We start from the raw sequence: 20,794 nt of genomic DNA on the forward strand, positions 1-20,794 counted from the left end.
CTCGTCAGGCTCATAACCTGAAGGTCATAGGTTCAAATCCTATCCCCGCAACCATCTCAACTTGCGATCGGCCCGCCCCTCCGGCGGGCCTTTTGCTTTTGAGCGAAATCGCAAGGATGCCAGCCAGATCGCCGTGCACGTCGATCTGAAGCTCGCCATCCTCCGGGGTCAGGATGATCTCCCGCACCAGTGATCGGATCACGTCGGACGCGACCATTCGCTTCTCCTCGGAATCTTCCTGAAGCGCCCCATACAACTCGTCGACCTGGACGTGGTAGTGATGTGCCATGTTGGGATGCAAGAGGGGTGGTGGCTCCTCGGCGTCCTCAAGGAACGCTTTCAGTTCTTTCTGCCGACGCTCCAGGACGACCATCTTTTCATTGAGACGATCCGCGGCGCCTCCCTTCAGGATGAGGTTAAGGAGTGTATCGAGTTCTCGGTCGATCCGCTTGATCTCCGCATCGGCTGCGTCGATTGACGTCCGCCCTTCCATACGGAGCCGGTTCATCTCGCGCGTGAACTCCTCGCAGAACTCCTTGAACAGTATGGGGTCCATCAGGTGATGACGCAGCGCATTGAGGACGCGCGCCTCGAGCTGATCGCGCCGGATGTTCGTCCGATTGTCGCAGGTGCCTTTGTTGCGAGCGGTCGAGCAACCGACCAGATCGGCCGAGATCATCGAATATCCGCCGCCGCAACAGGCGCACTTGCTCAAGCCCGAGAAGAGGTATTTGGGCCGCCGGCGATCGCGGAAATGGTTCTCGGCTTCGCCGTCCTCGCTCTGGCTGCGTTTGACGGCCAACTGACGATCCTTGACCGCCTGCCACAGATCGTCGTCGAGGATGCGTAGCTCGGGCACCTCCTGAACGATCCACTCTGACTCGGGGTTCATGCGCGCCTGACGCCGACCCGTGTCCGGGTCTTTGATGAAGCGCTGGCGGTTCCAGACCAGCTTGCCGAGATACATTTCGTTGTTAAGGATGCCGTTGCCCCGCTTCAGGTTGCCGTTGATGGTGCTGAAGCCCCATTCGCCGCCACCGGGCGCGGGGATACCTTCCTTGTTCAGTTCAAAGGCGATCCGCTTGGACGACTTGCCGGCGGCATAGTCGCGGCAGATGCGGCGGACCACCTCAGCTTGAAACTCGTTGATGGTCCGGTCGCCGCGCACCGGCTCGCCGCTGGCATCGAACTTCTTCACCACATCATAGCCATAGGCATTGCCGCCGCCGGACTTGCCAAGTTCGACCCGGCCCCGCAGACCGCGCCGCGTTTTGTCGGCCAGATCTTTCAGGAACAGGGCGTTCATCGTGCCCTTGAGGCCGACATGCAGATGCGTGACCTCGCCCTCGGAGAGGGTGACGAGCTTCACGTCCGCATAGGCCATCCGCTTATAGAGACCGGCAATATCCTCCTGGTCGCGCGACAGGCGATCCATCGCCTCGGCCAACACGTAGCGAAAGCGGCCGCGCGTCGCGTCGGAGATCAGCGCCTGGATGCCAGGGCGAAGGAGCGATGCGCCGGAAATCGCGTGGTCGGTATATTCTTCGACCACCTGCCAACCCTGCTTTTCGGCATGGAGCCGGCAGACGCGGAGCTGGTCGGTGATCGAGGCGTCCCGCTGATTGTCGGACGAATAACGGGCGTAAATCGCAACCTTCACCGCGTAGCCTCCTGCCATGTCAGGAGCGCGTCGTGCGGCGTTCCTTCATCTGCGCCTCGAACACCTTCCTCGCGGCACGACGAGCGAGCAGGCGAGCCAGCTCGACCAACCGCGGATCGGGGCCATTGCCACGCGGCGCGAGGGTTAGTTCCGGCTCCACGGGCCGAAGCGAACTCCTCTGCTTTAGGCGTTTGCCGTGATCCATCGTTGCGCCGTCTGATGCCGGTTGCAAGTTGATGGCCTTCACGATTGTCGTGAATCCAAGTACAGGCAACGGAAATCAAACGCGAAAATTCGGTGGCGAACGGAGCGGATGCGCGCGGCATAGCGTGCGCCAGCGACGAATGGGATACGCTGGCGTCGTGAAATGACCTACGGAAATTCCCCGAAATCTGCTCCATGTGAACTCCTCGGCAGCCATCCCTTTGAGCGTCTCTGATCGAGACAGGGCGGCCTGCGGACGAACCTGATAATAACGTATTGCGTTTGGCACTACAAGACGTTATATTTCAGCCAAGGAGAATGGTCATGGCTGCTACCGTTGAACGTAAGGAATACCCGATCTCGATGCGTCTGCCGGAAGCGGACGTCGCGATGATCGATCGCGCGGCCAGTCTGCGTGGTCGCTCTCGCACCGATTTCGTGCGGGATGCCGCCGTGCGGGCCGCCGAGGAAGTCGTCATGGAGCAGGGGCTGATCCGCATGAGCCCGGAGGGCTTCGCCGACTTCATGGAAATCCTGTCCCGCCCGCCCGCGATCGTTCCCGAGATGATGGAAGTGCTCAAGCGGCCTGCTCCGTGGGAGCCCGGCTACGTCACGAAGCGGTAAGTCGTGGCTCTGTCGACTCCTGAACCACTTACTGCCGAGCATGATGTTTCCGAATTCTCCTGTGGCAAGACGACACTCGATCATTGGCTGAAAACGCGCGCCCTTTCCAATCAGGAAAAGGGTTTCACCGCAGTCATGGTCGTCCATGATGCCGGTCGCGTCGTCGGATATTATGGCCTTGCGCCGACGGGGGTTGTCCCGTCGATCCTGCCTCGCGCAATTCGCACCGGACAACCGCCCAATCCCATTCCCTGCCTGCTGCTCGGGCAACTCGCGACGGATACGGCTTGGGCCGGACAGGGCATCGGCACCGGCTTGATCAAGCATGCCCTTGAACGTTGTGTTCAGGCTGCGCGTTTGATCGGCGGGCGGGCGCTAATAGTCAACGCCGTCGACGACGAGGCTGCCCGGTTCTGGCAGCGACGTGGCTTTATTCCATCGAAGGACGATCCATTGGTTCTGCTCCGATCGATTGCCGACATCGCTGCGATGCTGGCGCCCGGGGGAAATAACCATGAAGGATGAACGATAAGCCTGTTCCGACTTGATATGGGGAGGGGAACGCCTTCCCCTGCGGCCGAGCCCATAGTCTCGGCCGACCCCTTCTGCGGGGAGACCCCGCAACGCCCCGAGAGTGAGAGTGCAGACGGGTTTTGCCGTGACGGGTTGAGGGCTGGGAGAGAGGCTCCCGGCGCCCGTCGCGGAGAACCGCGATGTCCAGACACGATCGCACTTTAGGCGCCGACGGAAACCGGGCGAGCCTTTATGATGAAATCACCGGCAAGATCATCGCCGAGCTTGAGGCCGGGCGCTTCCCATGGGTCCAGCCCTGGAGCAAGGCCACGGCGAAAGCCCCGCTTGGCCTGCCGAAGAACGCCAGCACCGGACGCGCCTATAGCGGCATCAACATCCTGATCCTCTGGGGCGCCGTCGTGCAGCACGGCCATCCCGGTCAGGGTTGGCTCACTTATCGCCAAGCCGCCGCGCTCGGCGGCAATGTGCGCAAAGGCGAGCGCGGCATCACGGTCGTCTATGCCGACCGCTTCATCCCCGAGGACGAAAAGCGCCGTGCGCGCGAGACCGGCGAGGACGCTCAGGCCATTCCCTTCCTGAAGCGCTTCACCGTGTTCAACACGGCGCAATGCGAGGGCCTGCCCGAGGACATCACCGTCGCCGCGCCGCCTCCGCCGCCCGGCCTGATCGAGCCGAAGGTTGAAGCGCTCATCGACGCGACCGGAATCGACTTCCGCATCGGTGGCGACCGGGCCTTCTACATGCCCGCCCGCGACTACGTGGTCGTCCCGCCGCCGCATGCTTATTTCGAGCCGATCAACTGGCACCGGACCGCGCTGCATGAGATCGGCCACGCCAGCGGACATCACAGCCGGCTCAACCGCGATCTGTCCGGTTCCTTCGGCACGAAGAAATATGCGTTCGAGGAACTGATCGCCGAGATGAGCGCCGCTTTCTGCTGCGCCTCGCTCGGCATCGTGCCGACCGTGCGTCACGCCGACTATATCGGCTCGTGGCTGGAGGTGCTGCGCGAGGACAATCGCGCGATCGTCCGCGCCGCTTCGCAGGCCAGCAAGGCGGCCGACTGGATCTTGTCCTTCCTGCCGGAAGCCAGCGACGCCAATGACGCCGGCGACGTCGATGCCGCCGAGATCGACAGGAGGGCGGCATGATTGTCCCGCTATGCGCCATGCGGCTACGAGGCGCGCGCGGTACTGCTCTCCGCGTTTGAGAGGGAGAGAGGGGCCGGGTTTTTCGTGACGGGTTGAATGGTTGAGAGAGTGGCTCTCGGCCGCCCGTCACGGAGTAACCTGCCATGGCGAAAGCTGCCAAGAAGAAGCCCGCCCCCGCGATCATCGTCTTCTCCCGCGCACGGGACATTCCTTTCAACCGCATCAGGCTGTCCGAAAGCAATGTTCGCGAGACCGACGTCGAGGCCGGTCTGGACGAACTCACCCATGACATCAACCGTCGCGAGGATCTCGTGCAGGGTCTCAATGTCCGCGCCATCCTCGATGGCGACGGCAATGAAACGGGCGATTTCGAGACGCCGGCCGGCGGCCGCCGCTATCGGTCGATCGCGCGCCTCGTTGAGGCTGGCCGCTTCCCCGCCGATGGCCTCGTCCCCTGCATCGTCAAGAAGGCTGACGCCAAGACCACGGCGCTCGATGACTCGCTTGCCGAGAACACGTTCCGGCTTGCGTTGCATCCGCTCGACCAGTTCAAGGCGTTCAAGCGCATGGTCGACGGCGGTATGACAAAGGCCGAGGTCGCAAGCGCCTACTTCACCACGGAGCGCTATGTCGATCAGCGTCTCGCGCTCGCCAAGGTCTCGCGCGCGCTTCACGAGGTCTATGCCACGAATGGCATGACGCTTGCGATGCTGGAGGCGTTCACTGCGCACCCGGATCATGCGCGCCAGGAGCAGGTCTGGGAGGCTGTCAGGCAGTCCCATTATCGCGAGCCCTGGCGCATCCGGAATATGCTGACCGAGACCAGCGTAGCGGCTTCCGATAAGCGCGCCCATTTCGTCGGCATCGACGCCTATCTGGCGGCCGGCGGCTCGCTGCTGCCGCGCTACCTCTTCGATGATGATGAGGATGGCTGGCTGGAGGACGTGGCGCTTCTCGACCGACTCGTTGCCGAGAAGCTGAAGGCCGCCGCAGACGAGGTGGCCGCCGAGGGCTGGAAGTGGATCGCGGTCGATCTCGAACTTCCCTACGGCCACGACCACGGGCTGCGCGCGATCGCCGGCACGTTCACGGAGCTGACCAAGAAGGATCATCGGGAGCGCGAAAAGCTGCGCAAGGAGCAGGAACGCCTTGAGACCGAACACGCCGATTACGACGAGTTGCCGGACGAGATCGACCAGCGCCTCGGCGAGATCGAAAAGCAGCTCGATGCTTTCGAGCGCCGGCCGGCCATCTACGATCCGGCTGAGATTGCTATCGCCGGCGTCTTCGTCAGCGTCGACGAAGATGGCGAGCTTATCGTCGATCGCGGCTGGATCCGGCCCGAGGACGAGCCGGGCGCGACCGTCGAAGGCGGCTCGCCGGACATGGAGGGCGATGACGTCGCTGGCGGGGCTAAGCCCGATGTGCAGCACGCCGTCATCACCGTCGGCGGTCGGCCCGTCGAGACGGACGAGGAAGAGGAGACGATCAAGCCTCTTCCCGAACGGCTCGTCGCCGAACTGACCGCTCATCGCACCGTGGCGCTGGCCGATGCCGTCGCCGCCAATCCGCATATCGCCATGACGGCGCTGCTGCACCGGTTGGTGCGCGACCGCTTCAAGCAATCCACCAGCGGCTCGGCCGTCCGGGTTTCCGTCCAGGAGGTGTATTTCCGCGAGCAGGGCATCGACCTCAAGGACAGCCCCTATGCAAAGTCGGTCGCCGAGCGGCACGCGGGATGGAAGGCGGACGTGCCCGCCGATCCCGATGCGCTCTGGGACTGGCTCGATGCGCTCGATGACGCCAGCCGCATGGCGCTGCTGGCGCATTGCGTGTCGTTCGCGATCAACGCGCTCTATGAGCGGCCGAATCCCTTCAGCGCGACCGGCATCACCGAGCAGGGCTTGCGAGCCCGCATGGCGGAAGCCGGTCGGCTCGCCCGCGTCACCGGCCTCGACATGGCGGAGGCGGGTTTCAGGCCGACCGTCGTGAATTATCTCGGCCGCGTCACCAAGCCGCGCATCCTCGAAGCCGTCCACGAGGCGCTTGGCGAAGACAAGGTGCGCCTGATCGACCACCTCAAGAAGGACGACATGGCGCGCGAGGCCGAGCGTCTCCTGGCCGACACCGGCTGGCTGCCGGAGCCGCTGCGCCTTCTCGCGGAGGAGCCGGCCGTCGATGCCTCGGACGACGCGCAGGCGGACGACGTGGCGCTGCCGGAGTTCCTCGTTGGCGACGACGACGCAGACGCGGCCGATGCGACCGGCGACCCGTCGGTTCTCGGCGCCGCCGAATGACGCGCATCACCTGGCCCGCCGTCGCGAGACTGCGGGCCATTTTCGTTTCAGGAGAACATCATGGCCATTCCCAATCCCGTTCGTACCAACTTCAACACGCTGCTGCGCGCCGCCGACGACGGCCATCTCGCACTCATGGAGTGCCTGGATGCCGTCACCCGCGAGCGTCGCTATGTCGTCTGCGCCGTGCGCCACGCGGACGACGGCGATTTCGTCATGACGCCGTTCGGCCATCTCGCGGACGGCAATCCTTACGACGCCTACCTGCCTCCCGATCCCGACGATCCAAACGGCTTCATCGAGAACACGGGAGACACATCATGATGACGGTCGATGAGATCTTCGCCGACGATCGCCGCTATCCTCCTGTGGAGCGTTCGCTTTCATGGGAGGAGACACGCGGCGGCTTCCCACCCAGCGAATTGTTGTCCGGGTGCGCTATCCACTAAGGCAAGTTGCCTTGGCTTTCAGGCGCAGAAAATCGCGGGAGATGGCAAAGGCGATCGCGCGGCTTGCAGCAGAGAGCTCTAGCGCCATCGACATCGGGATACGGAGATCGCGCTGCCACGACACATCTATCGCTGCCGGTCGCTTGGGATCACTGAACGTTTCGTCCTGCGGGAGGCGAAATCGACGCCCGGCTGTCAATTTCTAGTCGGGTCTAATCCAATTGTCCTTTTTGCCATCGCTGCCACGAATTTTCCTCAAAAGCGCTTCCAATTTCGAAATCTTTTTGACCTCGCATTCCCAGATCGTCAGACATTTCCATCCGTCCCTCACAAGAGCACGCCGGTGTCGATGATCACGCACTCTGTTCGTATCCACTTTCGCGAACCAATATGCGGAGTTCGACTTGACCCTCCGTTGGCCGTCGACGCATTTGGTGCACCCATGCCAAAAGCATCCGTGGACGAATATAGCGATTCGGCGCCCCGGCAGCACGATATCGGGTTTACCTGCCAGAGAAGCATCGTGTATGCGGTAACGGAGCCCGCGGCTGAATAGAAAGCGGCGCACGATGAGCTCGGGCTTTGTATCTTTCGATCGGATCGCCGCCATATTTCGGCTGCGCCGCTCCACCGATAATTTATCCATTCAAAGTCGGGATCCCTGTGTCGACAAAGCACTGATATTAATATACTTTTTACAGCATTGTTTCAAATTGCTCAAGAAAGTGATGCCGTATACTATTAGTTGCCGCGCAACTGACCGCACCCACCTTAGCGCGAGAGAAATCATTTGGCGAAGAAGCCGTTCAACACTCGCAACGTGAGCAGGCGTATCGCGAGTAAAATAAGAGGCCGCGGTCTCCCCAAGATCGTTAGCCTTTTCTCGGGCGCCGGCGGCCTAGATCATGGATTCAAGGCTGCCGGGTTTAAGATCAGCGCTGCTTTTGATCTTTCACCGGCCGCAATTCTAACTCACAAGCGCAACTTCCCGCGCTCAACCTCGATCGCTGGAGACCTAAGGCTCCTCAAACCAGCCGGTGTTGCTGCCGTTGTTCGCGCAAGCATTCCCGATGGAGATAGAATCGGGATCATCGGTGGACCACCATGCCAAGGCTTTTCCCGCGCAAATACGACAGCAGAAGCCGCCGATCCCAGAAACAAACTTCCAGCGCTCTACATCGAAATTGTACGCGAACTTCAGAAATTTTTCGAGGTTGAGTTCGTTGTTTTTGAAAACGTTCTCGGCATGAGGGACAAAAAGCATGCTGACGCTTATAAGGGTCTGCTCTCAGGTCTGCGGAATCGTGGCTTCGAGATCACCGAAAAAGAGTTGTGCGCGACGGAGTTTGGTGTACCGCAGACGCGCAAGCGAATAATTCTCTCTGCGATGCGCAAGGGCATGGGTTACGGCGCAATCCGGCCACGCCGACGAAAAGGCAAATCGAATGTAAAGGAAGCGATAAGCGACTTGCCACCTCCCATCTACTTCGCACGGGATCTTACCGCAGAAAATATTCCATTTCATCCCAATCACTGGACCATGAATCCAGTGTCGCCACGCTTCGGAAGCGACATGCGTAGCAATGGTGGCCGCTGCTTCAAACGGCTTGATTGGAACAAGCCGAGCCCAACGATAGCGTTCGGCCACAGAGAGATTCACGTGCATCCAAACGGATTACGACGCCTTAGCATCTTCGAGGCGATGCGTTTGCAAGGTTTCCCAGACGATTTTGTGCTGGAAGGCAATCTGTCCGAGCAAGTTGAGCAAATTTCAAATGCCGTTCCGCCTCCTGTTGCCAAGAGCGTCGCAAACGCAATTCGACGAACGCTGGCGGGTTGAAAATGGCCCCGTCTATCTTAGAGCAAAAGGAGCCCGTCGAGAATGAACTCGTCGCGAAAATCAAGCAGAGCGAGAATCGCGACGTTCTGATTCAAACAACTCTTCAAACCAATGAACAAGTAATCGCGCGCGTCACAGACGGTATATACCGTCAGCCGGCGTCGGCTTTGAGAGAATTGATTTCAAACGCATACGATGCAGACGCGACACGAGTAACCATCAAGACAGATGCTCCACGCTTCGAGCAAATTACGATCGAGGACGATGGCGCAGGTATGTCGCCCGAAGTTCTTGCTCATCTTCTTTATAACATCGGTGGGAGTGCCAAACGCAATCGTGAAGGCGAGCAGCTCGGGATTACCTCAAGGAATGATAGCACCCGAAGTCCGGGCGGACGGCAGTTAATCGGCAAGATCGGTATCGGCCTATTTTCGGTGTCTCAGCTAACCCACTCGTTCCAGATCGTAACGAAGACGAAGGGGGACAACCATAGAACTGTCGCAACTGTTTCGTTGAGGCAGTTCTCTGACTCCGCAACGAGCGATTCTGAAGACACTAGTAAATTCGAATCCGGCAAAGTCACCATATGGCGCGAACGGGCTACGGATAAAGACCGTCATGGCACAACCATCGCGCTCACAAAAATTCGGCCGCAGGCCCGCGATACGCTGCGTAGTCGGGAAATTTGGGATGCTATCGAGCGGAATGAAGAAACCGCGGATGAAGATGAAAAGCAAGCAATTGAGCCGCCGCGCTTCCACATCGGAAGAGTCGATAGCACCGGTCGTCTCCTTAAAAAGACAGGTAAATCTTATTCTGACCTCCCCTGGCTCAAGGCTGACAAGCCCGGTGAAGCGTTCGAGAAGCTAGTCAACGCTGTTTGGAATCAGCTCGATGAGGCTAATCCAAATCCGAAATTGGAGAGGATTTTCGACTATTATCTACGAATGGTTTGGCAGCTCGCCCTTGCGGTGCCACTGCCTTACGTCGACGGTCATCTGTTTGATATGCCGACAGGCGGATGGGCGAAGACATTCGAATTGTCGAATAAACGGCGTGGCACGGCCGAGCTAGTAAAGGTGCGCCAGGAGACTAAGATCCGTGACGCGCTATCGTTAACTGATCCGCCTAAATCAATTGGGAAGTTCGCTGTCATCATTGATGATTTGAAACTTGCTCGTCCAGTGCGTTTCAAGAATTTGCCGACAACCGACCATGCGTTGAAGCATCCGCTTGTTTTCGTCGGCAAATGCAGTGAAAGCTTTGAAAAGCTGCCGCCAGAGCTGAGCGGCGGTCCTTTGAGATTTGAAGCATATCTCTTTTGGTCGCCAAAGATTGCTCCAAGCGAACACCAAGGTGCGCTCGTGCGCATTCATGGGGCGAGCGGCACCCTCTATGACCCCACGTTCATGCGGTATCAAGTTGCTGAGTTAACGCGTCTACGTCAGATCACCTGCGAAATATTGGTGAGCGAAGGCTTGGAGAGTGCCCTCAACATCGATCGCGAGGCTTTCAACAACGCGCATCCTCATGCGGTATTTATCACTCGCTGGCTGCATTCTGCACTTAGGCAGCTTGCTACAGTTCAGAAGAAAGAGGCTGCCGCTGTCCGATCCCAAAAGCGGGAGATTTCCAAGGACGAACAGACCGGGGCGATACAGAAGATCGTCGTCGAGGCTTGGGCTAAGCAGACTAAGGATCCAGCGTCAATTCCACCGGCTGTTCAAATCGTAGACGAAGAAAAGGCATTCAAGAAGACGTCGGGTTCCTATGTATTCCGAAGATCGGCTGTCACCGACAAGAAAGATCCGCCGAAAACTCCCAAGGAGAAAGCGCGGAGAGAGATCGTCGAGGAAAAACTGAAGGCAATCACTCAGATTCTAGCTGCCTTCAATGTTTTGGATCGCATAACCAAACCGGAACAAGAAGAACTACTCCTTGCGATCAGCAAAGTCCTGGAAGAGCGAGAAGAATGAGCGGCAAAGTCTCTACATCTGAAAAAATTGCAAGGAACGCAGACAGCGAAGACTTAACAGACGATATTGTTAGCGTCTCCGGCTACGCGTTTTCCGTGCCGCCGAAGAAAGAATTTAAGCCTTGGCACAGGCCACGAAAGCAGTTTGTTCGTAACGATCAATGGCTTTTCTACGTCACTGAACTCGTTAGTGAACGATCTCCTTTCGATGGTCCTTTAACCTACTTCGGTCTGCCCGGCGCTGACTTGCTCGATATTCGCTTTTTCGACAAGATGGTATGCGACCAAAACAATGTTAAGTTGCGCTTCCTTGGTTTCGACCTTGGTGCCGCCCCAGATAGCGAAACTGCCTCGGAATTCATTATATCGCGTGACGAGGTAAGCAAGCTGGCGTCGATCGATCCACAATCCGACGTTATCGCTCACGACATACGCGAGCTGTCCAATGAAGACTCAATTGCCTGGCAGAAAACGCTGGAGTACGGCCCGTACGACGTCGTGAACCTCGACCTTTGCGATGGAATCACCAAAGAAGAAGGCGGCAACATCAACGACACATATTACAACGCGGTATCTCGACTTCTTACTGTTCAATCTCGTCGCAAGTCGCCATGGTTGTTGTTCCTTACAACTCGGGTCGGCAAGCGCCACATCCATGATGATGCACTTGAGAAGCTGTGTCGCCTTTATCTGAAGAATCTTGCCGACTGCGCTCCCTTCCGTGAGCAGTCTAAAGCGAAATTCAGTATAGAAAACGAAACAGGGTTCGATCTAGCTAAATCGGATGACCAAGGACTCCAGCGTATCGTCTTGACCGGGCTCTGCAAATGGCTGCTTGGTCTAACACTAGGACAGCAGCCTCCCACCGTAATGGAGGTAAAGAGTTTGTTTGGCTATCGCGTCAGGCAGGGCGCGTCAGCAGAAGACATGGTTTCGATAGCCATTCGGTTCCAGCCCACACATGTGCCACCAAACGATCCAATTCAGCTTGCCGTGGCTAAAGCAGCCGCACCTGACGAGTGCGTACTCGCCGAAAAAGCGGCTGTTCGTGTCAGCACTTTGGTTGACGTGGACGACGTGTTGGCGTCGGATCCTAACGTGAGGAGCGAGATGACCGAGGCGATGTGCTCGCTATTGGAGTCCGCGCGTTATGATATTAATGCATATCGCAAATGGGCAGCAACCGCGTAGCTTGCGAATTCGCGCGTCGAAGAATGGCGGCCGGGCAAATTATTGCTGATTGCGATTGCAACAAATGCATGAAGCCTTGATTGATGCGGCGGATATAGCCTGATCGGATCGACGGTTATATCGCCCAGTAGCCTATCGATTGGGTTTCACAAGCGTCCCGTCTCTTGGCGGAGCGTTTTTTCCATGCCCGTCCACTTCACCTTGAGAGGGAGAGCGCCGCCGGGACGGGTTTGAGCCGTTGCGGTCGAGAGAGAGCGCCGCGTGGCTTCATCCCGTCCAGCTCTCCCGAGGCATTCCCATGAACACGATCTCCGCAGCCGCGCACGCCGCGGCGTCGCTTCCGCTCGTCTCCGCTTCCAATACGTCCGCATCGGTCTTCGCCGCCGCGCAGTTCCTTCTTCCGCATCTCGAACGCGGCCGGCGCGTCGACGCCGCCACGTTGCGCGGCGCGATGCAATCCGCCTTCGGCGCGTCCGACACCACTGGCGCCTGGGACTGGAAAACCGCCTACGACGCCTGCGAGGTCCCGACCGTCCTCATGCTGCGCAAATACGGAAAGCCGCTTTTCCGCAAAGCCGGTTCTCCGGCGTCGATCCTGCCGCAGTTTTCCAAGATCACCGGCCTGATGCCGACGCACACGCGCCGGTCCGAAGAAGCGCAGACCTTCCAGCAGTTCTCGACCCCGATCCCGCTTGGCCTGGCGGCTTCGACCGCGGCGGCGATCACAGCGGCAGACCGCGTATTGGAGCCATCGGCCGGCACCGGCCTTCTCGCCATCCTGGCCGAGATCGCCGGCGGGACGCTCCTGCTCAACGAGCTTGCCGAAACCCGCGCCGATCTTCTGTCCCTCCTCTTTCCGGCCTTGTCCGTCACGCGCTTCGACGCCGCGCAGATCGACGATCACCTCGATCCGGCGCTGGTTCCGACCGTGGTGCTCATGAACCCGCCATTCTCCGCCATGGCGAATGTCGAGGGTCGGATGGCCGATGCCGCCTTCCGCCATGTCACCTCGGCGCTGGCGCGCTTGGCGCCCGGCGGCCGGCTCGTGGCGATCACCGGCGCGAACTTCGCCCCGGACGCACCGGCCTGGACCTCAGCTTATACCCGTCTGCAGGAACGCGGCCGCATCGTCTTCTCCGCCGCGATCGACGGTTCGGTTTACGCGAAGCACGGCACGACGTTCCCGACGCGGCTCACCGTCATCGACAAGCTGCCTGCCGACGATCCGTCTGTCTTTCCCGCCGCACCGGGCGTCGCGCCAGACGTGGCGACGCTGCTCCGTTGGCTCGCCGAGCATCTCCCGGCACGCCTGCCGATCGACCCTGCGATCGCCGTGCCGGTCGCCGCGTCTGCCGCGCCCCGGACCGTGCGCGCCTACATCAACCGGGCGGCCAGGGCCGCGCCGACTGTGGCGCATAGCGAACCGCAGGGCGCTCCGCTCGCCTATGAAACCGTCGACTGGAAGCCCGCCGAGGCCGGGCGTCTGTCCGACGCGATCTATGAGGAATACGGACTCCAAGCCATCCGGATCTCCGGCGCGGCGGCACATCCGACCCGGCTAGTGCAGTCGGCGGCGATGGCGAGCGTCGCTCCGCCGAAGCCGAGCTATCGGCCGGTGCTGCCGGCGAACGTCCTCGGCCTCCTGTCCGACGCGCAACTCGAAACCGTGATCTATGCCGGCGAGGCGCATTCCGATTTCCTCGCCGGCGCGTGGACCGTCGATGAGACGCTCGACAAGCTGACCGCTGCGGCCGAGGACGCCAAGGGCGCCGTTCGCCTTCGCCAGGGCTTCATGATCGGCGACGGCACCGGCGTCGGCAAGGGCCGGGAATCCGCTGCCATCATTCTCGACAACTGGCTTCAGGGACGCCGCAAGGCCGTCTGGATCTCGAAGTCGGACAAGCTGATCGAGGACGCGCAGCGCGATTGGGGCGCGCTCGGCATGGAGCGCCTGCTGGTCACGCCGCTGTCGCGTTTCCCGCAGGGCAAGCCGATCGCGCTGAACGAGGGCATCCTATTTTTAACCTACGCCACGCTGCGCTCCGACGATCGCGGAGAAAGGGTTTCGCGGGTCAAGCAAATCCTCGAATGGTTGGGCTCCGACTTTAACGGAGTGATCGTTTTCGACGAGGCGCACGCCATGCAGAACGCTGTCGGCGGCAAGGGAGAACGCGGCGATGTCGCCGCCTCGCAGCAGGGCCGCGCCGGCCTGCGCATCCAGCACGCGCTTCCGAACGCGCGCGTGGTCTATGTCTCCGCCACCGGCGCAACCACTGTCCACAATCTCGCCTATGCACTGCGGCTCGGATTGTGGGGCGGCGAGGATTTCCCCTTCGCCACGCGCCCCGAGTTTGTCGAGGCGATCGAGGCCGGCGGCGTCGCGGCGATGGAAGTGCTCGCCCGCGATCTTCGTGCGCTCGGCCTCTACACCGCGCGCTCGCTCAGTTTCGCCGGCGTCGAATATGAGCTGGTCGAGCACGAGCTGACGCCGGAGCAGGCCCGCATCTACGATGCCTATGCCGGCGCCTTCGCCATCATCCACAACAATCTGGATGCCGCGATGCAGGCCGCCAACATCACCGGCGGCGGCGAAGGCGGCTCCGGCACGCTGAACAGGCAGGCGAAATCCGCCGCCCGCTCGGCGTTCGAAAGCGCCAAGCAGCGCTTCTTCGGTCATCTGCTCACCAGCATGAAGACGCCGACCTTGCTGCGCTCGATCGCCGCCGATCTGGAGGCGGGCCATTCGGCCGTCATCCAGATCGTGTCGACCGGCGAAGCGCTGATGGAACGGCGGCTGGCCGAACTGCCGACGGAGGAATGGGGCGACGTCCGCGTCGACATCACGCCGCGCGAATATGTCCTCGATTATCTCGCCCATTCCTTCCCCGTCCAGCTCTACGAGCCGTTCACGGATTCAGAGGGCAACCTGTCGTCACGCCCCGTCTATCGTAACGGCCAGCCGGTCGAAAGCCGCGAGGCCGTCGCCCGCCGCGATACGCTGATCGCCAAGCTCGCCAGCCTGCCGCCGGTGCCCGGTGCGCTCGACCAGCTCGTCCAGCATTTCGGCACGGACACGGTTGCCGAGGTAACGGGCCGCTCGCGGCGCATCGTGCGCAAGCGCGGCGGCAGCGTCACCATCGACCGGCTCGTCGTCGAGACGCGCGCCGGGGCCGCCAATCTCGCGGAGACGCAGGCGTTCATGGACGACGCCAAGCGTGTACTCGTGTTCTCGGATGCCGGAGGCACCGGCCGCAGCTACCATGCGGAGAAGTCGGCGAAGAACACGCGGCTGCGCGTCCACTATCTGCTCGAGGCCGGCTGGAAGGCGGACACCGCCATTCAGGGCCTCGGCCGCACGCACCGCACCAACCAGGCGCAGCCGCCGCTGTTCCGGCCGATCTCGACCAACGTGAAGGCGGAGAAGCGATTCCTCAGCACGATCGCCCGCCGTCTCGACACGCTGGGCGCGATCACGCGCGGCCAGCGCCAGACCGGCGGTCAGGGTCTGTTTCGGCCGGAGGACAATCTGGAATCCCACTATGCCCGCGGTGCGCTTCGCCAGCTCTATCTCCTGCTGGTGCGCGGAAAGGTCGAGGGTTGCTCGCTCGACCGCTTCGAGCAGTCCACCGGACTGAAGCTGATGGACTCGAACGGCATCAAGGACGACCTGCCGCCGATCACCACGTTCCTCAACCGGCTGCTCGCCCTCACCATCGAGCTTCAGGGCATCCTCTTCACGGCCTTCGAGCAACTCTTGACCGCCCGCATCGAGGGCGCGATTGCATCGGGCACCTATGATGCCGGGCTGGAGACGCTGCGCGCGGAGAGCTTCGTCGTCGTCGATCGAAAGACGATCTACACGCATCCGCGCACCGGTGCGGAAATCAGCCTGCTCACGATCACCGAGCGCAGGCGCAATCGGCCGGTGGCGCTCGACGCCGCTTTGGCCGAACTCAATGACGCGCGCGCGATGCTGCTCGACAACGAGCGCTCGGGCCGCGCGGCCGTGCAGATCCCCGCCAGCAGCGTGATGCTCGACGATGGCGAGATCGAACGTCGCATCCGCTTGATCCGCCCGATGGAGGCGCACAACGTCCCGGTCAGGATGTTGGGCGAAACCCATTGGGTCGAGGCCGACAGGGATGTGTTCGCCTCGGCCTGGAATGCCGAGATCGCCGACGTGCCGGAGTTCTCCGACTCCACGCTGCACATGGTGACGGGCTTGCTCCTGCCGATCTGGAAGCGGTTGCCGAACGAGTCGACGCGCGTCTATCGGCTCCAGACCGACGAAGGCGAACGGATCATCGGCCGCAAGGTTTCGCCGGCCTGGGCCGCGAATGCGACCACGACCGGCACGGCCTCGATCACACCCGACGACGCCTTCACGGCGCTGATGGATGGCCGGACGATCTTCGATCTCGCCCGAGGGACTTCAGCTTCGTCGTATCCGCGTGATGGGCGCCAACCGCATCGAACTGTCGGGTTTCGACGACACGATGCGCAAGCGCCTCACGGCTTATGGCCTGTTCCATGAGATCATCTCGTGGAAACTTCGCATGTTCGTCCCGATCGACGCGAACGGACCGATCGTGCTCGGCAAGGTGCTCGACCGATGGCCGGTCGCACGCATCGGCGAGCGGGAGGCGGCGTGATGCACCGTCACGACGCTTCCGAACTGGCAATCCGTCTCGGTCACCACGCCGAGGCGGTTTGCCGACGTTATCTATCGTCCGGCAAACGCGCCGGACGATACTGGCTGGTTGGCGACGCGCGCAACAACCCCGGACGCTCGATGTACGTCCGCCTGACCGGGCCGAAAACCGGCAAGGGCGCTGCGGGGAAGTGGACTGACGCATCGACGGGCGAGCATGGCGATCTCCTCGACGTCATCCGCGAGGTGCTTCGTCTCGCCGACTTCGAGGACGTGGCCGACGAAGCGCGCCATTTCCTCTCGCTCCCGCATCCCGAGCCGGAGAAGATGAGAACGCCGACCGGCAGAACATCCGCCCGCGCACCGTCCGGATCACCCGAAGCGTCGCGCCGGCTCTTCGCTATGTCGCAGCCGATCGGCGGCACGCTTGCGGAAATCTACCTCAGCGGTCGAGCGATCACCTCGCTCGTCGGCGTCACCGCGCTGCGCTACCATCCGCGATGCTACTACAAGCCCGACGAGCATTCGCCCACCGAGATCTGGCCGGCAATCGTCGCTTCCGTCACCGATCTCGACGGACGGCAAACCGGCGCGCACCGCACCTGGCTCAATCCCGACGGCTCGGGCAAGGCGCTGGTCGAGTCACCGCGGCGGGCGATGGGCGACCTTCTCGGGCACGGCGTCCGCTTCGGCGTCGCTGGTGATGTGCTCGCAGCCGGCGAAGGCATCGAGACCGTGCTGTCGCCCCGTCAGGTACTGCCCCATATGCCGATGCTGGCGGCGCTCTCGGCGGCACACCTCGCCGCCATCCTTTTCCCGCCGACGCTGCGCAGGCTCTATGTCCTGCGCGATCGCGACCCAGCAGGGGACGGCGCGAGAGATTGTCTCATCGCCAGAGCAACGAGTCTCGGGATCGAAGCGATCGCGGTGTCGCCGGTGCTTGAGGACTTCAACGATGATCTGCGCTGGCGCGGCGTCGATGCCCTTCGGGCGGCCCTGATGGAGCAGCTTCATCCTAATGACGTCCACCGTTTCATGGAGGGAATGAGCGGATCGGCGGGGACGAGGCGCGGAGCAGGCAACTCCACCAGCCGCCTCCCTTCATCATCGTGAGCATCCTTGTGTTGTCGGAGAGGACCACACCCACGGCCTTCTGAGAGGGCGATCGGCCCACAAGCGGCCCGGCCGGGCAATGGCGGCGCTCCGGCTATTTTCCGCCGGCGGGGCGAGCCCCGCCTTTGCAGCGCGAAACAAAATAGCCAAGCTTGGCCATCAAGGCTCTCGCGAGAGGGCGAGGGCTGCCCGGTCGTCCCGCCCGCGGGCTTCGACGCCTGCGAAGACCGCGATGGGCGCGGTCTCCAGACCAAGGACGCTCCCGATGACGAACGAAGACGACAACGCAGGTTTCGAACCGATCCACACCTCGTCTCCCACCGATCATCTCCTCACCGAACTCCAGCTCTACGGCTGGCGTCCGTTTCAGGACGAACCCGATCCAAGGCCGCTGCCCGAGGGCAATACCGTCGCCGCCGCTGTCGCAGACATCTTCGACGCGCTGGTCGCAACGCTCGGCGACACCCGCCTCGAACCCGACCTCGCAGAATTGCTCTGGGGGACCGTCAATCTCTTTCACCGCGCCGCGAGCCGAGTGGAGCGCGACCTTGACGACAACGAGCAATCGCAGCGCCGCCTTCAGAAGGAACAGGACGGCAGTGAGGTGAAGTCGGTCGAACTGGAGCGCGTCACGGCTGAAGGGCAGACCATGATCGAGCGGCGCAACAGCATGGAACTCTTCCGCGACATCGCCGCCGAAGCGTTCGAGCACCATACCGGCGCCGCGTGGCGGCCGCGCACCGGCTCGAAGGTCAACCACCGCAATCTGACCGCAGCGATGATCGACAGCCGCGACTTCCTTGCCGCGAAACGCCGCGCCGACACCGAGGTGATGATGCCCGCCGGTCCAAAGGTTGCCGTCTCGGGCGGGACCGACTTCAACGACCATCGCCTGATCTGGGCGAAGCTCGATCAGGTTCATGCGAAGTATCCCGGCATGGTGCTGATGCACGGCGGAACGCCGAAGGGCGCCGAACTGATCGCCTCCCGTTGGGCGGACACCCGCAAGGTGCCGCAGGTCGCCTTCCGGCCAGACTGGACGAAGCACGGCAAGGCCGCACCGTTCAAGCGTAACGACGCCATGCTGGACGTCCTGCCGGTCGGCGTCCTCGTCTTCCCCGGCACGGGAATTCAGGAGAACCTCGCGGACAAGGCCCGCAAGCTCGGCATCGCGGTCATGAAGTTCGACGGCGGCGCGTAAAGCGCCGCCTCAACCCAGCATCTCCGGTTTGAATAACGAACGCCGGCTGATGATTTTACCCGACACCATGAACACACCGTCGCCGGTGTAATGCAGTGTCTCAGGATGCTTCGGTGACCCCGCAACATGCGCCTTCACCACCTCGAAAATAAAGAAGTTGTAGCGGTCGACCAGTGCATCCTCATGCAAGCGGCACTCGAAGCTCGCATGGCATTCGCAGATCATCGGCGCCGCGACCTCTTGAGCAACATCCGCCGTCAGACCGAACTCCACGAACTTGTCGATCTCGGCGCCTGTCGTGTTGCCGATCTTGACCACTGTGTCAGTCATCGCCGTGGTCGGCAGGTTGATGACGCATTCGCGGCTGCTTCTGATCATGTCGAAGCTATGATTGCCGCCCGAAATCATCAAGCCGACCAGCGAAGGCGAGAACTCCAGAATCGTGTGCCAGCCCAGCGTCATGATGTTGGTCTTGCCCTGCCACTTCGACGACACGAGCACGATTGGACCGGGTTCGAGATAGCGACGCACCTGGCTGACGGGGAAGTCGTTCTTGCGCATTGCCCGTGTCATGACATGACTCCGTTTCGCGACAGCATACCGATGCGCGCCGGCCCTGCATCTCACAATGGCGGCAGGCAAAGCTCCGCTCCATGCAATCCGCCGATCTCTCAAGGTGACTTGACGAGACCGGCACACTTAAGAAAAATGCCGCATCCATGCAGAACCGGCAAAGCAGCATAGTCGCAGGCGGAGCACATCCATAGGCAGCCTGTCGTGAACCCTTAATCGTTCATGTGGAGGTTTCCATGACCCTGATCCTGCTCGCCATCGTCTTGACCATCGTCTTCTCTGTCCTCGCCTACAATCTCGCGATCTATGCGCTTCCGTTCTCGGTCGGACTGACAGCAGCCCAATACACTTGGGCCGCGGGGGCCGGCATCGTGAAGTCTGGTTTCGCCGCTATCACCGCTGCATTGATGTCGCTTGCCGTGGTCATCGCCGTTCTCGGCTTCGCGAAGAATCCGATTGTGCGCTTGATCGCGCTCGCCATCTTTGCTGTGCCCGCCGTGATCGCCGGCTATGCCGTCGTGCATGGTGTGGCGAAGCACGTCATCGATTCAACGATCGCGCTCAATCTGCTATGCGGCAGCGCCGGCCTGTTCATCGGCAGCGCCGCAATCGTCAACCTCAACGCATTAGGTGAAAGCGTCTTGTCGCGCTGAAACGCTCGAGATCTTCTGCTTGCGGGAAAATTCGGCGGCATAAGCCGCCGAACCTTGCCTTCTGCGCTCTGGACATGACGGCCAAATCGAGACTGTCCTGACCACCGCTGTTTCGATCGGCGTCGCCCGGCTCAGGAAATCGATCTTGGCGCGTTGATCTTGCACGGCCGCAAACAGCGCACGCGCCGCATTGATCGTCATCATATCGTGAACGTTGGCCGTAGCAACTTCATTGCCACTTGTCGCAATGCCAGTGGATCGCGCCTCCGCCGATTGAACGGCGATGGCGGCCATCCGCAACGGGACCCATAGCCTTTCGCATTTTCCCGAACAACCTTCCATTGGCGGTACAACCGGTGGCTGTGAAGTGGTTGCGAGTCTGCAAGATGGTGTGGCGTAGGTCCTGGAGCGATACTGCTCTTGGCGAGAACAATGTCCTGCTGGGCGCCTCCGTAATCGGGCTCTCAGGGGCGCCAATCCCTCCGACTGACTGATCCCCTAAGTCCGTTCGGTTTCCGCCCGCAACCCCCGCGGCTCCGGACCGTGTTGGCGCTAAAGCGCCTGCCCGCACCACTCCGGGCCTTAGGGGCGAGCTGCCAGCAAGCAGGCAGTTGCAGGGGGATCCCAACGTCCTTGGCCGGGTCTCGTCGGAGGGAATGGTCCCTCTGAGGAGCAACG

The 20,794-nt window shown here is 61.4% G+C and carries 17 protein-coding genes and 1 pseudogene; 13 read left to right on the forward strand and 5 right to left on the reverse strand.

The window, feature by feature from the left end:
• Window positions 1-10 precede the first annotated feature (10 nt).
• On the reverse strand, window positions 11-1,660 hold the full coding sequence (locus Q0L57_RS06390) for a recombinase family protein (RefSeq protein WP_296739687.1): 1,650 nt from the start codon (window positions 1,658-1,660) through the stop codon (window positions 11-13).
• A 19-nt stretch (window positions 1,661-1,679) separates the two neighbouring features.
• Window positions 1,680-1,907, reverse strand: a complete 228-nt coding sequence (locus Q0L57_RS06395) for a hypothetical protein (protein ID WP_296739688.1) — start codon at window positions 1,905-1,907, stop codon at window positions 1,680-1,682.
• A 281-nt stretch (window positions 1,908-2,188) separates the two neighbouring features.
• Here Q0L57_RS06395 and Q0L57_RS06400 point away from each other — a divergent pair, with 281 nt between their 5' ends.
• From Q0L57_RS06400 to Q0L57_RS06425, 6 genes are all read left to right on the forward strand, one after another.
• Window positions 2,189-2,488, forward strand: a complete 300-nt coding sequence (locus tag Q0L57_RS06400; protein WP_296739690.1) for a DUF1778 domain-containing protein — start codon at window positions 2,189-2,191, stop codon at window positions 2,486-2,488.
• A gap of 3 nt (window positions 2,489-2,491) precedes the next feature.
• Window positions 2,492-3,013 carry a GNAT family N-acetyltransferase gene (locus Q0L57_RS06405; RefSeq protein ID WP_296739692.1) on the forward strand — a complete coding sequence of 174 codons (522 nt, stop codon included), beginning with the start codon at window positions 2,492-2,494 and terminating at the stop codon, window positions 3,011-3,013.
• 188 nt (window positions 3,014-3,201) lie between these two features.
• Window positions 3,202-4,173 carry a zincin-like metallopeptidase domain-containing protein gene (locus tag Q0L57_RS06410; RefSeq protein WP_296739697.1) on the forward strand — a complete coding sequence of 324 codons (972 nt, stop codon included), beginning with the start codon at window positions 3,202-3,204 and terminating at the stop codon, window positions 4,171-4,173.
• Between the two features lie 143 nt (window positions 4,174-4,316).
• Window positions 4,317-6,470, forward strand: a complete 2,154-nt coding sequence (locus tag Q0L57_RS06415; protein ID WP_296739699.1) for a chromosome partitioning protein ParB — start codon at window positions 4,317-4,319, stop codon at window positions 6,468-6,470.
• Between the two features lie 60 nt (window positions 6,471-6,530).
• Window positions 6,531-6,794, forward strand: a complete 264-nt coding sequence (locus tag Q0L57_RS06420; protein ID WP_296739701.1) for a DUF6117 family protein — start codon at window positions 6,531-6,533, stop codon at window positions 6,792-6,794.
• On the forward strand, window positions 6,791-6,919 hold the full coding sequence (locus Q0L57_RS06425) for a hypothetical protein (RefSeq protein ID WP_296739702.1): 129 nt from the start codon (window positions 6,791-6,793) through the stop codon (window positions 6,917-6,919). Before Q0L57_RS06420 ends, Q0L57_RS06425 begins: the two co-directional genes overlap by 4 nt.
• 202 nt (window positions 6,920-7,121) lie before the next feature.
• On the opposite strand, the gene Q0L57_RS06430 is transcribed toward Q0L57_RS06425, so the two are convergent.
• The gene (locus tag Q0L57_RS06430; RefSeq protein WP_296739705.1) at window positions 7,122-7,565 is read right to left on the reverse strand and encodes a very short patch repair endonuclease; all 444 of its coding nucleotides are present in this window, start codon (window positions 7,563-7,565) and stop codon (window positions 7,122-7,124) included.
• A 144-nt stretch (window positions 7,566-7,709) separates the two neighbouring features.
• On the opposite strand from Q0L57_RS06430, the gene Q0L57_RS06435 reads away from it, so the two are divergent.
• From Q0L57_RS06435 to Q0L57_RS06460, 6 genes and pseudogenes are all read left to right on the forward strand, one after another.
• Window positions 7,710-8,759 (forward strand): DNA cytosine methyltransferase, encoded by a 1,050-nt coding sequence (locus Q0L57_RS06435; protein ID WP_296739707.1) that lies wholly within the window; start codon window positions 7,710-7,712, stop codon window positions 8,757-8,759.
• Window positions 8,760-8,761: 2 nt separating this feature from the next.
• On the forward strand, window positions 8,762-10,735 hold the full coding sequence (locus tag Q0L57_RS06440) for an ATP-binding protein (protein ID WP_296739709.1): 1,974 nt from the start codon (window positions 8,762-8,764) through the stop codon (window positions 10,733-10,735).
• Window positions 10,732-11,925, forward strand: coding sequence for a hypothetical protein (locus tag Q0L57_RS06445; protein ID WP_296739711.1), 1,194 nt, complete (start codon window positions 10,732-10,734; stop codon window positions 11,923-11,925). The genes Q0L57_RS06440 and Q0L57_RS06445 overlap by 4 nt, the downstream gene beginning before the upstream one ends.
• 298 nt (window positions 11,926-12,223) lie before the next feature.
• Window positions 12,224-16,577: pseudogene (locus Q0L57_RS06450) on the forward strand (strawberry notch family protein).
• Window positions 16,577-17,689, forward strand: coding sequence for a toprim domain-containing protein (locus Q0L57_RS06455; protein WP_296739713.1), 1,113 nt, complete (start codon window positions 16,577-16,579; stop codon window positions 17,687-17,689). The pseudogene Q0L57_RS06450 and the gene Q0L57_RS06455 overlap by 1 nt, the downstream one beginning before the upstream one ends.
• Window positions 17,690-17,954: 265 nt before the next feature.
• A complete protein-coding gene (locus Q0L57_RS06460) occupies window positions 17,955-18,890 on the forward strand; it encodes a DUF2493 domain-containing protein (protein WP_296739716.1) in 936 nt (311 codons plus the stop codon).
• Window positions 18,891-18,899: 9 nt separating this feature from the next.
• Here Q0L57_RS06460 and Q0L57_RS06465 read toward each other — a convergent pair whose 3' ends face one another.
• On the reverse strand, window positions 18,900-19,463 hold the full coding sequence (locus tag Q0L57_RS06465; RefSeq protein WP_296739718.1) for a flavin reductase family protein: 564 nt from the start codon (window positions 19,461-19,463) through the stop codon (window positions 18,900-18,902).
• A gap of 236 nt (window positions 19,464-19,699) precedes the next feature.
• On the opposite strand from Q0L57_RS06465, the gene Q0L57_RS06470 reads away from it, so the two are divergent.
• Entirely contained in the window at window positions 19,700-20,116 is a 417-nt protein-coding gene (locus Q0L57_RS06470; RefSeq protein ID WP_296739720.1) for a hypothetical protein, read from the forward strand.
• Here the strand turns inward: Q0L57_RS06470 and Q0L57_RS06475 are convergent.
• Window positions 20,090-20,410, reverse strand: coding sequence for a hypothetical protein (locus tag Q0L57_RS06475; protein WP_296739722.1), 321 nt, complete (start codon window positions 20,408-20,410; stop codon window positions 20,090-20,092). The two genes, Q0L57_RS06470 and Q0L57_RS06475, sit on opposite strands and share 27 nt — an antisense overlap.
• Between the last annotated feature and the right edge of the window lie 384 nt (window positions 20,411-20,794).

Source organism: Mesorhizobium sp. (genome assembly GCF_024509055.1).
Taxonomy (GTDB): Bacteria; Pseudomonadota; Alphaproteobacteria; order Rhizobiales; family Rhizobiaceae; genus Mesorhizobium.

Excerpts from the sequence above, each read along its gene's own strand:
- Q0L57_RS06400 (WP_296739690.1), top strand. The coding sequence starts at position 2,189 with ATGGCTGCTACCGTTGAACGTAAGGAATACCCGATCTCGATGCGTCTG.
- Q0L57_RS06410 (WP_296739697.1), top strand. The coding sequence starts at position 3,202 with ATGTCCAGACACGATCGCACTTTAGGCGCCGACGGAAACCGGGCGAGC.
- Q0L57_RS06415 (WP_296739699.1), top strand. The coding sequence starts at position 4,317 with ATGGCGAAAGCTGCCAAGAAGAAGCCCGCCCCCGCGATCATCGTCTTC.
- Q0L57_RS06420 (WP_296739701.1), top strand. The coding sequence starts at position 6,531 with ATGGCCATTCCCAATCCCGTTCGTACCAACTTCAACACGCTGCTGCGC.
- Q0L57_RS06425 (WP_296739702.1), top strand. The coding sequence starts at position 6,791 with ATGATGACGGTCGATGAGATCTTCGCCGACGATCGCCGCTATCCTCCT.
- Q0L57_RS06430 (WP_296739705.1), bottom strand. The coding sequence starts at position 7,565 with ATGGATAAATTATCGGTGGAGCGGCGCAGCCGAAATATGGCGGCGATC.
- Q0L57_RS06440 (WP_296739709.1), top strand. The coding sequence starts at position 8,762 with ATGGCCCCGTCTATCTTAGAGCAAAAGGAGCCCGTCGAGAATGAACTC.
- Q0L57_RS06445 (WP_296739711.1), top strand. The coding sequence starts at position 10,732 with ATGAGCGGCAAAGTCTCTACATCTGAAAAAATTGCAAGGAACGCAGAC.
- Q0L57_RS06455 (WP_296739713.1), top strand. The coding sequence starts at position 16,577 with ATGCACCGTCACGACGCTTCCGAACTGGCAATCCGTCTCGGTCACCAC.
- Q0L57_RS06460 (WP_296739716.1), top strand. The coding sequence starts at position 17,955 with ATGACGAACGAAGACGACAACGCAGGTTTCGAACCGATCCACACCTCG.
- Q0L57_RS06465 (WP_296739718.1), bottom strand. The coding sequence starts at position 19,463 with ATGACACGGGCAATGCGCAAGAACGACTTCCCCGTCAGCCAGGTGCGT.
- Q0L57_RS06470 (WP_296739720.1), top strand. The coding sequence starts at position 19,700 with ATGACCCTGATCCTGCTCGCCATCGTCTTGACCATCGTCTTCTCTGTC.
- Q0L57_RS06475 (WP_296739722.1), bottom strand. The coding sequence starts at position 20,410 with ATGGCCGCCATCGCCGTTCAATCGGCGGAGGCGCGATCCACTGGCATT.